Source organism: Pseudomonas nitroreducens (assembly GCF_024170165.1).
Taxonomy (GTDB): Bacteria; Pseudomonadota; Gammaproteobacteria; order Pseudomonadales; family Pseudomonadaceae; genus Pseudomonas; species Pseudomonas nitroreducens_C.
On sequence record NZ_JALJXP010000001.1, the window covers coordinates 862,074 to 875,019 of the forward strand.

The 12,946-nt window shown below is 64.7% G+C and carries 10 protein-coding genes and 1 tRNA gene; 3 read left to right on the top strand and 8 right to left on the bottom strand.

The genetic code is table 11. The features are described from left to right. Nucleotides 1-121: 121 nt before the first annotated feature. The 7 genes from J2T47_RS03935 to rpsU all read right to left on the bottom strand — a co-directional run bounded on the left by J2T47_RS03935 (nt 122) and on the right by rpsU (nt 10,078). A complete protein-coding gene (locus J2T47_RS03935; protein ID WP_081520808.1) occupies nt 122-445 on the bottom strand; it encodes a hypothetical protein in 324 nt (107 codons plus the stop codon). Between the two features lie 414 nt (nt 446-859). Beyond that, nucleotides 860-1,345 (bottom strand): BRO-N domain-containing protein, encoded by a 486-nt coding sequence (locus tag J2T47_RS03940; protein ID WP_253442566.1) that lies wholly within the window; start codon nt 1,343-1,345, stop codon nt 860-862. Between the two features lie 417 nt (nt 1,346-1,762). Beyond that, nucleotides 1,763-1,839 (bottom strand) — tRNA-Ile (locus J2T47_RS03945). A 16-nt stretch (nt 1,840-1,855) separates the two neighbouring features. Beyond that, nucleotides 1,856-5,590 carry a bifunctional diguanylate cyclase/phosphodiesterase gene (locus tag J2T47_RS03950; RefSeq protein ID WP_253442568.1) on the bottom strand — a complete coding sequence of 1,245 codons (3,735 nt, stop codon included), beginning with the start codon at nt 5,588-5,590 and terminating at the stop codon, nt 1,856-1,858. 103 nt (nt 5,591-5,693) lie between these two features. Then, nucleotides 5,694-7,547 carry an RNA polymerase sigma factor RpoD gene (gene rpoD / locus J2T47_RS03955; RefSeq protein ID WP_253442570.1) on the bottom strand — a complete coding sequence of 618 codons (1,854 nt, stop codon included), beginning with the start codon at nt 7,545-7,547 and terminating at the stop codon, nt 5,694-5,696. 78 nt (nt 7,548-7,625) lie between these two features. Beyond that, nucleotides 7,626-9,662, bottom strand: a complete 2,037-nt coding sequence (dnaG, locus tag J2T47_RS03960) for a DNA primase (RefSeq protein WP_253442572.1) — start codon at nt 9,660-9,662, stop codon at nt 7,626-7,628. 200 nt (nt 9,663-9,862) lie between these two features. Continuing rightward, nucleotides 9,863-10,078: a 30S ribosomal protein S21 gene (gene rpsU / locus J2T47_RS03965; protein ID WP_003085057.1), complete on the bottom strand. Its 216-nt coding sequence runs from the start codon at nt 10,076-10,078 to the stop codon at nt 9,863-9,865. 200 nt (nt 10,079-10,278) lie between these two features. On the opposite strand from rpsU, the gene tsaD reads away from it, so the two are divergent. Beyond that, nucleotides 10,279-11,304 carry a tRNA (adenosine(37)-N6)-threonylcarbamoyltransferase complex transferase subunit TsaD gene (gene tsaD, locus J2T47_RS03970; RefSeq protein ID WP_253442574.1) on the top strand — a complete coding sequence of 342 codons (1,026 nt, stop codon included), beginning with the start codon at nt 10,279-10,281 and terminating at the stop codon, nt 11,302-11,304. A gap of 94 nt (nt 11,305-11,398) precedes the next feature. Here tsaD and plsY read toward each other — a convergent pair whose 3' ends face one another. After that, complete coding sequence (plsY, locus tag J2T47_RS03975) at nt 11,399-11,968, bottom strand: glycerol-3-phosphate 1-O-acyltransferase PlsY (RefSeq protein WP_253442576.1); 570 nt, start codon at nt 11,966-11,968, stop codon at nt 11,399-11,401. An 80-nt stretch (nt 11,969-12,048) separates the two neighbouring features. Between plsY and folB the strand changes: the two genes are divergently transcribed. Further along, nucleotides 12,049-12,402 carry a dihydroneopterin aldolase gene (gene folB / locus J2T47_RS03980; RefSeq protein ID WP_015475255.1) on the top strand — a complete coding sequence of 118 codons (354 nt, stop codon included), beginning with the start codon at nt 12,049-12,051 and terminating at the stop codon, nt 12,400-12,402. Further along, nucleotides 12,393-12,929, top strand: coding sequence for a 2-amino-4-hydroxy-6-hydroxymethyldihydropteridine diphosphokinase (folK, locus tag J2T47_RS03985; RefSeq protein ID WP_253442578.1), 537 nt, complete (start codon nt 12,393-12,395; stop codon nt 12,927-12,929). The genes folB and folK overlap by 10 nt, the downstream gene beginning before the upstream one ends. The last annotated feature ends 17 nt before the right edge of the window (nt 12,930-12,946 follow it).

The window sequence follows — 12,946 nt, forward strand, 5'->3', positions numbered from 1 at the left end:
GCGCCGGCTCGTCGTCTCGTCGAAATCGACGGCGACCAACTCGGCGCTTTGTCTTGCAGGCCCACAAGTCCTGCCCGGCAAAGCCAGCTTCCGCAACGGCGGAACGCGGGTGGTTTGTCTTTTACACCAGGGGGCGGGGCCCCGACAACTCTTGCAGCGCGCCGCTCAGGCGCTGCCGCAGCTCGCCCAGCTCGCGGGAGCGGAAGGCATGGCGGGTGCGCTCCAGCACACCGATGGCATCAGCCAGCAGCGCGGTGATCTTCCCGGTCTCGCCCAGCGGTGCGTCCTGGAACCAGCGGCACAGCGGCGCCTGCTGGCAGTCACAAGGGCCTTCCATCACGCCGCAGCGCAACTCATAGGCGGCCAGCAGGGCACGAACCTGACGGGCCAGCGCCGGGTCCTCGGACGCGACAAGCAATTGGACGGGATGCCGGTGGAGAGTCATGAGGGGATCGCTCATATCAGGGAGATGCCAATTTAATGGCTAGTGGCTATCTGATATTGACCCCTGTCATAGGCTGAGGCGGCTTGCGCCAGGGAGTCGACGGCTGGTGTGAAGTGGCTCGCATTGCGCTGCCGGGGAACTGCCAGAAACGCGCAGTAAACGTAGGGCGGATAACCCGGCACAGGTTATCCGCCATACCCTTGGCGGCGGATAACGCTGGATGGTACCGGCCGAAACCACGGTATCAGCTGGCACGAACTGCTCCCTCTCCCTTCAGGGAGAGGGCGGGGGAGAGGGCCGCCCCCTGCACCGTGCTTCACAGGGGACTTCGATGCTTTAACGGGGGCTCAGGCGGCGTGAAGCGATGGGTATCGCTCCGCTCCACGCCATCCTGCGAAGTGCACAGGAGCGGTATCAGTGCAGCGAACGCACCTGGTTTTCCATGATGCGCACCGCATCGGTCCAGCGCACCCAGACCTTGCCCTGCCAGTCCATCACGCTGGTCGGCTGGCCCTCGATCTGCTCCATGCGCCGGCGCGGCAGGTGCGGGTTGTTCTGCTGCGCATCGCGCAGGGTCGGCAGCACCTCGGTGCTGATCCATTGGCGCAGGCTGCGGTTCTCCGGGTGATAGAAGTGCACCAGCAGCAGCGCGTAGAGGCCGCTTTCGCTGACCAGGTAGAGCTTCTCCTTCGAGCCCGCCAGCAGCTCGTGGCGAATCTGGTCCGGGTCGAGCTTGCTCGTCACCCGCTCGCCCAGGTGGCTATTGGTCAGCTTCGCCAGGTCACGAATGACGAACCACGCCTGCTTCTCGATCAGCAGCCCGCGCAAGCGACGGTTGTAACGGGGGAACACGGTAGGAATCAGGCCTTCGTCGGCCGACATCGAATCGGAAAACTTCATGCTGTTACTCCCTGTACGTCCAGAAGCCGCCGCCCGAACAACCACAGAGGGAGGCGGACCGTGCAAGGGTGGAATACCGAGACATCAGGGAAGCCCGGCCGGGCCGAAGCCCGCCTTACACGGTCCGCCATGGACAGCCGGAAGACGTTGACTGTGACAGCCAGCGTCGTCCGCCATGGCGTGTGTATGCCACCCCTGATGTCTTCAGGATTCCACTCCTGGCCACGGCGAACCGTGGCAGGCAGAACGCTACGCAGAGCCCTTGTAGGACAGCAACGCAGTTGCGGTGTAGGGGGATTCGCAAGTTGCTGCGATGGGTATTCGGCTCATTTGGTGAGCCGAATATGGCGGTTAATCGGCTCACCAACGCCAGAAACGCAAAAAGCCGCGCATCTGCGCGGCTTTTTGCTGAAAGGGTGGTGGGCCCACACGGACTTGAACCGTGGACCAAAGGATTATGAGTCCTCTGCTCTAACCAACTGAGCTATAGGCCCCCAGAAGGCGGGCGGATTATACCGGGGCGTTCTGGCTCGCGCCAACCGGATGCAGCGGGACCAGGAACCTGTTGGCAAAGGCATCGGCCGGCAGTGGCGCGCTGAGGGCATAGCCCTGGATCTGGTCGCAGCCTTCGGCTTCGAGGAAGCGTTCCTGGGCTTCGTGTTCCACGCCTTCGGCGATTACCGTGAGGTTCATGCTGCGGCCCAGGGCGATGATGGCGCGGGCGATGGCGGCGTCGTGGGGGTCGTCCGGCAGGCCGTGGACGAAAGACTGGTCGATCTTCAGGGTGTCCAGTGGCAGTTGCTTCAGGTAGCTGAGCGAGGAGTAGCCGGTGCCGAAGTCGTCGATGGCCAGTTGCACGCCCGCGCGCTTGAGGCTGTGGAGGATCGACAGGGCTTCCTCGGTCTGGTGCATGAGGAAGCTTTCGGTGATCTCCAGTTGCAGGCGCGAGGGCTGCAGGTTGTAGTGGGCGAGCAGTTCCTGGATGCGCTCGACCAGGTTGGTCTGGCGCAGTTGCGCGCCGGCGAGGTTGACCGACAGCGGGCCGAAGGCGGCGTGGCTGTCCTGCCAGCGGCTCATCTGCCGGCAGGCTTCGCGCAGCACCCAGTCGCCCAGCGGCAGGATCAGGCCGTTTTCCTCGGCCAGGGGGATGAAACGGTCCGGAGAAATCGCGCCGAATTGCGGATGCTTCCAGCGGATCAGCGCCTCCGCTCCTACGAGCTGGCCGCTGGCGAGGGACAGCTTGGGCTGGTAGTAGAGCTGCAGCTGGTCGCTTTCCAGGGCACGGCGCAGTTCGTGTTCCAGGGCCATGCGCTCGGTGGCCTGGAAGGTCAGTTCGCGGGTGTAGAACTCGACGCGGTTGCGGCCCTGAGCTTTCGCCCGGTACATCGCGGCGTCGGCGTTCTTCACCAGGGTGGCGACGTCGCCGCCGTCGCTGGGATAGAGGCAGATGCCAATGCTGGCGCTGACGAAGAACTCCTGCTCGCCGGCGATGAACGGCTTGTCGAAGCAGACCAGCAGTTTGTTCGCTACGTGCTCGGCGTCCAGTGCGTGGTGCAGGCCGGGCAGCAGGATGATGAATTCGTCGCCGCCCTGACGGGCTACGGTGTCGACGTCGCGCAGTTGCTCGCGCAGGCGGGTGGCGATGGATTTCAGCAGCAGGTCGCCGACGGGGTGGCCGAGGCTGTCGTTGATGTGCTTGAAGCGGTCGAGGTCGAGGAACATCACCGCGCCGTGGTGATCGTCTTCCTGGGCTTCCTTGAGCGAGGCGTTGAGGCGGCTTTCGAACAGCAGGCGGTTGGGCAGGCCGGTGAGCGGGTCGTGGTGGGCCTGGTAGTCGAGCCGCGCCTGGGCGTACTTGAGGGTGGAGATGTCGGCGAAGACGCCGACGTAGTGGGTCAGTTCGCCGTCGGCGTTGCGCACGGCGCTGACGGTCAGCCACTCCGGGTACAGTTCCTGGTTCTTCCGCCGGTTCCAGATTTCGCCCTGCCAGTGACCTTCGGCGTTGAGCTGGTGCCAGAGGGCCACGTAGAAACTGGTGTCGTGCTGGCCGGAGGCAAGCAGGCGCGGCGAGTTGCCGAGGGCTTCCTGCTCGCTGTAGCCGGTGATTTCGCTGAAGGCGCGGTTGACCGCGACGATCTGCTGGTGCGCGTCGGTGATCATCACGCCTTCGGCGGTGCTTTCGAAGACGGTGGCGGCAAGGCGGAGCTTCTCCTGCATCTGCTGCTGCTCGGTGATGTCCCGGGCGATGGTCAGCATGCAGTCGTCATTGCCGATGGTGATGCGGTGGGCGGACAGCTCGCACAGGCGCAGGCCGCCGTCGCGGGTGCGAATCGGCGCGGTGAAGTCCGGGGCGCTGGAAGCGTTGTCGAGAATGCCCAGCAGCTTGCTGCGGTCGGCCGGGTTGGCCCACAGGCGCAGGTCCAGCGTGGAGCGCTCGGCGGCTTCTTCGCGGCTGTACCCGGTGATGCGGGTGAAGCCCTGGTTCACTTCTACCAGGCGGCCGTCGCTGATGCGCGAGATGAGCATGCCGTCGGGGGAGGCGTGGAAGGCCTTGGCGAACTTTTCCTCGGAGACGCGCAGTTGTTCCTGGGTTTCCTTGACCTGGGAGATGTTGCGCACCACCACCACCAGCGCCGGGGTGTCGTCGAGGACGATGTGCTGGGCCGAGAGCAGGGCGGTGAAGCGCGTGCCGTCGCGGCGGTTGAGCGGGATCTCGACGTTGTTCAGCGGCTCGCCCTGCAGGCGCGCGAGCATCGCCGGGCCCATGCCCGGTTCGCCCCAGATGCCCAGTTCGGTGGAGGTCTTGCCCAGCGCTTCGCTGGCGGGGATGCCGATCTGCCGTTCGAAGGTGCTGTTCACCGCCAGCAACTGCCCGTCGACGCGCCGGGCGAGGACGATGATGTCCGGGCAGTGGTGGAACACCGAGGCGAACTTCTGCTCGGACAGGCGCAGGGCCTGTTCGGTGTGCATGGCCTCGGTGATGTCGATCATCAGGCCGCGCAGGATCATCTCGTCGTCATGGTGGATCAGCGTGACGATGTCGCGAATCCAGACGATCCGCCCATCGGCGGCGAGCATGCGGTAGTCGAAGCTGTGGTTGCGTCCGGCCTGGCTCTCGCTGAGGCAGAAGTGGATGGCGCGCTCGGCGTCTTCGGGGTGCAGGGTGCGCTGCCAGAAGCCGGGTTCCAGCCAGTCCTTGATCGGGTAGCCAAGCAGCCGCTGGGCGTGGGGCGAGACGTAGGTGAAGCGGTTTTCCGCCAGGCGCATTTCCCAGGCGATGGCAGTGAGGCTTTCCACCAGTCCACGGTAGTGCTGTTCGCTGTCGCGCAGGGCCTGTTCGAGCTTCTCGCGGCGCTGCATCTCGCCGCGCAGGCGGCGGTTCATGGTGAACAGCACCAGCAGGGTGAGGGCGGTGAGCAGGGCGATGGGGAGTACGACGCGGAACACCTCGGGCCAGATGCTGCGGCGATCCACCAGGCCGCCGACCCAGGGCGCCTGCAGCGCCTCGATCTGCTCGGGCTTCATGTCGGCGAGCACCTTGTCGAGGATACCCAGCAGGATGGTCTGGTTCTTGGGTACGGCCATCGCCAGCTGGTAGCGGTACGGTGTCTCGCCGCTGATCTGCAGGCCTTCGAGCTTGAGCTGGCGCAGGTTCCAGACGCTGGAGGCGAGGTCGCCGACGAAGGCGTCCACCTGACCGGTGGCCAGCGCCTGCAGGCCGGCGGCGATGCTCGGCAGTGGCTGCAGGTTGAGGTCGGGGTGGTTGGCGACCAGCAGTTCGTGGGGGGCGTAATGGGCCACCACGCCGACTCTCAGGCCGTACAGCTCCTTCACGTTCGCCGGCTCCGGTCCGTTGCGGCGGGCGAGGATGATGATCGGGAAGTCGAGGTAGGGGCGGGTGAAACTGAGGTAGTCGAGGCGCGTGGGTGTGGCCATGACGCCGGGGAGCAGGTCGACCTGGTCGGCACGGGCCTGTTGCAGCAGGCCGTTCCAGTCCTTCGGCTCGACCGACTGCAGCTTCACCTTGAGCTGTTCGCTGAGGTACTCCACGTAAGTCGGGGCGAGCCCCTGATAGTGGCCTTGCGCGTCGCGGAACTCGAAGGGGGGCCAGGAGGCGTCGACGCCCAGGCGCAGCGTGGGGTGCGCCTGCAGCCACTGCTGCTCCTCGGGCGTGAGGCTCAGGGCGAATGCCTGTCCCGCCCAGAATGCGAGGCACCACAGTAGAACTGCCTGCAGACGCGGCATGAAGGGCCTCATTCCAGGGGGGACTATGCCGAAGTGTAGACGTGGCACTTTGCCCGATGGAAGGCCCAAAGAAAAACCCCCGGTTTTGGCCGGGGGTTCTTCGTCACTCGTCGAGGAAGGAGCGCAGATGCTCGCTTCGCGACGGGTGGCGCAGCTTGCGCAGCGCCTTGGCTTCGATCTGACGGATACGCTCACGGGTTACATCGAACTGCTTGCCGACTTCCTCGAGGGTGTGGTCGGTATTCATGTCGATGCCGAAGCGCATGCGCAGGACCTTGGCTTCGCGAGCGGTGAGGCCGGCGAGGACTTCGCGGGTGGCTTCCTTGAGGCTCTCGCTGGTCGCCACTTCGATCGGCGACTGCATGGTGGAGTCCTCGATGAAGTCGCCCAGGTGCGAGTCTTCGTCGTCACCGATCGGCGTTTCCATGGAGATCGGTTCCTTGGCGATCTTCAGGACCTTGCGGATCTTGTCTTCCGGCATGTCCATGCGTTCGCCCAGCTCTTCCGGGGTCGGTTCACGGCCCATCTCCTGCAGCATCTGGCGGGAGATACGGTTGAGCTTGTTGATCGTCTCGATCATGTGCACCGGAATACGGATGGTGCGGGCCTGGTCGGCGATCGAACGGGTGATCGCCTGGCGAATCCACCAGGTGGCGTAGGTCGAGAACTTGTAGCCGCGACGGTATTCGAACTTGTCCACCGCCTTCATCAGGCCGATGTTGCCTTCCTGGATCAGGTCGAGGAACTGCAGGCCGCGGTTGGTGTACTTCTTGGCGATGGAGATCACCAGACGCAGGTTCGCCTCGACCATTTCCTTCTTCGCACGACGGGCTTTCGCCTCGCCGATGGACATGGAGCGGTTGACGTCCTTGATCTCGGCAACGGTCAGCTGCGAGCTGGTTTCCAGGTCGACCAGCTTCTGCTGGTTGCGCAGGATGTCGTCACGCAGGCGTTCGATGGCCTCGGCGTACTTGGGCTTGCCCTTGAGTACGGAGTCGACCCAGGCGGTGTCGGTTTCGTGGCCGGGGAACTGGCGCAGGAAGTCGGCACGCGGCATGCGGGCATCACGCACGCACAGTTGCATGATGGCGCGTTCCTGGCGGCGGACGCTGTCCAGCGAATCGCGGACCTTGGCGACCAGCACGTCGAACTGTTTGGGCACGAGCTTGATCGGCATGAACAGTTCGGCCAGGGCGACCAGTTCTTCGGTCGCCTGCTTGCTGCCACGGCCGTGCTTCTTCAGTGCCTTCTTGGCTTTTTCCAGCTGCTCGGAAACGGCGCCGAAACGACGAGCGGCTTCTTCCGGATCCGGACCGCCGTCGCCTTCTTCTTCCTCGCTGTCGCCGTCGGACTCTTCGTCCTCTTCGTCCTTGTCCTTGTCCTTGGCTTCGGCGTCGTCTTTCAGACCGACCGGCTCGACTTCTTCGGCCGGCAGGGTGCCGTCATCCGGGTCGATGTAGCCACTGAGGACGTCAGACAGGCGGCCGCCTTCGGCGACGATGCGGTTGTACTCTTCGAGAATGCCGTCCACCGCGCCCGGGAACTGGGCGATGGCGCTCATGACCTCGCGGATGCCTTCCTCGATGCGTTTGGCGATTTCGATCTCGCCTTCGCGGGTCAGCAGTTCCACGGTACCCATTTCACGCATGTACATGCGCACCGGGTCGGTCGTACGGCCAACGTCGCTCTCTACCGCGGCAAGGGCGGCAGCAGCTTCTTCGGCGGCAGCTTCATCGGTATCGGTTTCCGCCAGCAGCAGGGCATCCGCATCCGGGGCTGTCTCGAATACGTTGATCCCCATGTCGTTGATCATGCGGATGATGTCTTCTACCTGTTCCGGATCAGAGATATCCTCCGGCAGGTGGTCGTTGACCTCCGCGTAAGTCAGGTAACCCTGCTCACGACCACGGGTGATCAACTCTTTGAGACGAGATTGCTGTTGCGCTTTTCCGGACATAACACCCTATCCACTGAAGGTCTTGGCGGGCTGAAATAAGCCGAGGATTATACCAGATTCGAGGCTTCAGGCGCCAGTTCAGCTCTGGCTGCCTGTTGAAGAGGGGGTGCTGTAGTGCTCCCGCAGTAACGCTTTCTCTTCGTCGGTCAGTTCACTGGGATTCTTTCGCAGCACGCTGTGCAGGCGGGCTTCGCGGCTGCTGTGCAGTTGGTTGTGTGCAAGTGTAGTAATGGTGTCGACGAACTGCTTTTCAAGATTGCCGTCGTCGATCAGCCATTCTTTCCCCGCCAGCACCTGCAGCAGGCGCCCCTGGGGAGTTCCGTGCCAGCGCGCGATGAGGTGCATCGAGCTCTGTTTCGGATTCTTCTGCAACGCTTCGACCAGTGCGGCGAGCAGTTGCGAATAGGTCTGTCCCTCGTTGGAGAAGTGGCTCGCATCCTCGACGCTCTGCGCCAGTTGAGGATGGTGCAGCAAGGTGCGCAGCGCGGTCAGGGTCGGCGATTCGACGCTGATCTCGGTGCGTGGCTGGCGCGGCGTGAAGTCGCCCTTCTTGCCCTTGCCGTCCCATTTGCGATCGCCCTTCCAGGGCTTCTTGCCCTGCTTGGCGCCGCCGTTGCCGGCGGAAAACTCCTGCGGCGCCTCGAAGTAGTTCGAAGCATCCTGGTAATGACTGTCGCCATGCTCTGCGAACTGGCCGGCGAACTGGCCCATGTCGTAGTCGGCGTATTCGTGCGCGTGCTGATCCGAGCCTTGCGCCTTGGCCGGAGCGGGCGCATGGCCGGCCTTGCCCTGGCCAGTGAGGCCCGAGCGCGGTGCGCCGATCTGGCTGAGCGCTTCGGCGGACAGGCCGGTAATTTCGCCCAGGCGCTGGCGCATCAGCAGGCGCAGGGTGTTGCCGGGAATCTTCTCCAGCAGCGGCCCGGCCAGGGTCGCCAGGTGCGCCTTGCCCTCCAGCGTGCTGGGGTCGGCTTCCTGGGTCAGTTGCTGGAAGAAGTAATCCGCCAGCGGCTGGGCCTGGTGGGCGAGGCGGGCGCGGAACGCATCCGGGCCTTCGGCGCGGACCAGGCTGTCCGGGTCCTCGCCCTCGGGCAGGAACAGGAAGCGCACCTTGCGCCCGTCCTGCAGATTGCTCAGCGCCGACTCCAGCGCACGCCAGGCGGCGTTGCGGCCGGCCTGGTCGCCGTCGAAGCAGAAGAGGATGTTCGGCACGATGCGGAACAGCCGCTTGATGTGTTCTTCACTGGTGGCCGTGCCCAGGGTGGCGACCGCATTGCGGATGCCTTGCTGGGCCAGTGCGATGACGTCCATGTAGCCTTCGACCACCATGATCTCGTCGAGATCCCGGTTGTTCTTCCGTGCCTCGTACAGGCCGTAGAGCTCCTGCCCTTTATGGAAGACCGGGGTTTCCGGCGAGTTCAGGTATTTCGGCTTGTCGTCGCCCAGCACCCGGCCGCCGAAGGCGATCACCCGCCCGCGGCTGTCGTGGATGGGGAAGATCACCCGGTCGCGGAAGCGGTCGTAGCGCTTGCCGCTGTCGGGGTTCTCCACCAAAAGGCCGGCGTCGAGCATGGCCTTGAGCTGCAGGTTGTCGCCGCCCAGGTTCTTCAGCAGGTTGTCCCAGCCCGGCGGGGCGAAGCCCAGGCCGAAGTCGCGGGCGATCTCGCCGGTCAGGCCGCGGCCCTTGAGGTACTCCACCGCGGCCTTGCGCGCCGGGTGGCCTTTGAGTGCCTGGCGGTAGAACTCGGCGGAGGCGGCCAGTAGCGGGTAGAGCGGCGAGTCGACCGGCTGGCGAGGCTTGTTGCCGCGCCGGCCTTCCTCGCGGGGGATGTCCATGCCGGCGCGCTTGGCCAGGTCCTCGACTGCCTGGACGAAGTCCAGCTGGTCGTGGTCCATGATGAAGCCGAGCGCGTTGCCGCCGGCGCCGCAGCCGAAGCAGTAATAGAACTGCTTGTCCGGGCTGACGGTGAAGGAGGGTGTCTTCTCCTTGTGGAACGGGCAGCAGGCGCTGTAGTTCTTGCCGGTCTTCTTCAGCTGGATGCGCGAACTCACCACATCGAGAATGTCGGTGCGGTTGAGCAGGTCATCGATGAAGGATTGTGGAATCAGGCCGGCCATAGACTCATCGGGACGCAGGGTGGACCCAAGCATAGCTCGGGGCGTTGGAGCCGCGTGCGAGGCTTGAGACTAAGCATGGGGCTGGAAAAGCAAAAACTCCGAAGTCCGCGAATGCGAATCGGAGTGGGGTGCCTGGTTTCAGGCACTCGCCCGGCGAGTGGGCCGGGCGATGCGGAAAGCGTGCGACGAAGCGCTGTAACTCAGTACAGGCGCTCGCGGCGGCGCTGTTCGCGCTGCACTTTCTTGGCGTGACGCTTAACAGCGGCAGCGGCCTTGCGCTTACGCTCGGCGGTCGGCTTTTCGTAGAACTCACGGCTACGGACTTCGGCCAGTACGCCTGCTTTTTCGCAGGAGCGCTTGAAACGACGCAGAGCTACGTCGAAGGGTTCGTTCTCTTTAACTTTGACGGCGGGCATCCAGGTCGTACCTTCAATGATTACCGGAGGATTTATCGCGCTCCTGACGGTTGTTCGGAGTCGGCGGTTTTCAAGGGTTGCGGATATTAAACGTTCGGAAGGAGGAATGCAAAGCCTCCGATCGAAAAGCACTGGTCCGAAGCCCAGCCGGCGATTATGATGCGCGGCTTCAATTTTGCCCAGAGTAAAGGCTCAAACCCATGCTAGTGCTGGGGTTGGAAACCTCCTGCGACGAGACCGGCGTCGCCCTGTACGACAGCGAAAAAGGCCTGCTGGCCGACGCGCTGTTCAGCCAGATCGACCTGCACCGCGTATACGGCGGCGTGGTTCCCGAGCTGGCCTCCCGTGATCACGTCAAGCGCATGCTGCCGCTGATTCGCCAGGTGCTGGCCGACTCCGGCCGTACCGCCGAAGACATCGACGCCATCGCCTACACCGCCGGTCCCGGCCTGGTGGGCGCACTGCTGGTCGGTGCTTCCTGCGCCCAGGCCATGGCGTTCGCCTGGGGCATACCGGCTGTCGGCGTGCACCATATGGAAGGCCACCTGTTGGCGCCAATGCTCGAAGAGCAGCCACCGAAGTTTCCGTTCGTCGCCTTGCTGGTGTCCGGCGGTCACACCCAGCTGGTGCGGGTGGATGGCATCGGCCAGTACCAGGTGCTCGGCGAGTCGGTGGACGACGCTGCCGGTGAAGCCTTCGACAAGACCGCCAAACTGCTTGGCCTGGCCTATCCCGGTGGTCCGGAGATCGCACGTCTTGCCGAGAGCGGCACCGCCGGTCGCTTCGTCTTCCCGCGGCCGATGACCGACCGTCCCGGGCTGGATTTCAGTTTCAGCGGCCTCAAGACCTTTGCCCTGAACACCTGGCAGCGCTGCGTGGCCGAAGGTGACGACAGCGAGCAGACCCGCTGCGATATCGCCCTGGCGTTCCAGACCGCCGTGGTCGAGACCCTGACCATCAAGTGCAAGCGCGCGCTCAAGCAGACTCACCTGAAGAGCCTGGTGATCGCCGGTGGCGTCAGCGCCAACCAGGCGCTGCGCCAGCATCTGGAGAAAATGCTCGGCGAGATGAAAGGCCAGGTGTTCTACGCCCGCCCGCGCTTCTGCACCGATAACGGCGCGATGATCGCCTATGCTGGCTGCCAGCGGTTGGTGGCCGGGCAGCAGGACGGCCCGTCGATTGGCGTGCAGGCACGTTGGCCAATGGATTCGCTGCCGGCGATCTGAATAATGAAGCTGCAAACGACGCGGCCCATGCTCTGAGCGGCATGGGCCGTTTTTTCGCTTGCAGCGCAGTACGCGGGCCGGGAAGCTCGTGGCTCTAGAAATGACGCTCGCGCCCGGCGATCAGGTCGCGCAGGTTGCTGCGGTGACGCCAGACGATCAGGCCGGTGAGCACGGTCATCGGCAGCAGCGCCGAAGGTTCCTGCCAGGCCAGCAGCGGCAGGGTCAGCGGCGTGGCCACCAGGGAAGCCAGCGAACTGGTGCGCGACAGCTTGAAGGTGACCAGCCAGGCTACTGCCGCGAGCAGGGCGGCCGGCGGGTAGAGCGCCAGCAGCATGCCGGCGGCGGTGGCGACGCCCTTGCCGCCGCGGAAGTTGAAGTACAGCGGGTAGAGGTGGCCGATCACCGCTGCCAGCCCGATCCAGGCCTGTTCCACGTCGGTCAGGCCGATCATCCGGGCGAAAAGCACCGGAACCAGCCCCTTGGCGAGATCGCCGAGCAGGGTGAGGATAGCGATCTTCTTCCCGGCCAGGCGCAGCATGTTGGTGGCGCCGGGGTTGCCCGAGCCGCTGGCGCGCGGGTCGGCGGTGCCGAACAGGCGACTGAGGAGTACCGCGAAGGACAGTGATCCGAGCAGGTAGGCGAGGATCGCCAAGAACCAGAACATGGTTTCCACCGGAGACGAGGTCGTTTCCGATTCTAACGGGGCGCCGGCCGCTTGTCGTGTCGCCTTGGAGCATGCAGTCAGTGGACAGAGTTTTCATCGAGGGGCTGGAAGTAGACACCGTGATCGGCGTCTACGACTGGGAACGGGGTATCCGGCAGTGCCTGCGCCTGGACCTGACGCTGGGCTGGGACAACCGCCCGGCAGCGGCCGACGACGATATCGCCAAGGCCCTGGACTACGCGGTGCTCTCCGAGCGGGTCATGGCCTTCGCCCGTGACGCGCACTTCCAGCTGGTGGAAACCTTCGCCGAGCGCCTGGCCGAGCTGCTGATGGCGGAATTCGGCATCCAGTGGCTGCGCCTGAAAGTCACCAAGCCTGGGGCCGTCGCGGCTGCTATCGGCGTGGGAGTGGAGATCGAACGCGGATGCCGCTGACGACGGTCTACCTCGGTCTGGGCAGCAACTTCGACCGTGAGCGTCACCTGCTCGCCGGGCTGGAGGCGCTGGACGGCTTTCTCCAGGACATCCACTGCTCGCCGGTGTTCGAGAGCGAGCCGGTGGGCATCCGCAGCGGCCCCTTCTACAACTTCGTGATCGTTGCGCGCACCGATCTGCCATTGGCGGAGCTGAGCCTGCGGCTCAAGCACATCGAGGCGGACAACGGTCGCTATGCGCCGGAGCGCAAAGGGTTGCCGCTGGATATCGACGTGCTGCTGTATGGCGACCTGCACGGCGAGTTCGACGGCCTGACGCTGCCGCGTGCCGAGGTGCTGAAGAACGCCTTCGTACTCTGGCCGCTGGCGCTGCTGGCGCCCGAGATGAAGCATCCGGGGACGCAGCGTTCGTTTGCCAGCCTGTGGGCGGACGCGCAGATCGCGCAGAAGCTCTGGCCGGTGCCCTTCCAATGGCGCGGCGTGGAGCTGACGCCGGCGGCGTTGATCGAGGCCTGCGCGGCGTCGTAACCGCTTTTCTGTAGGAG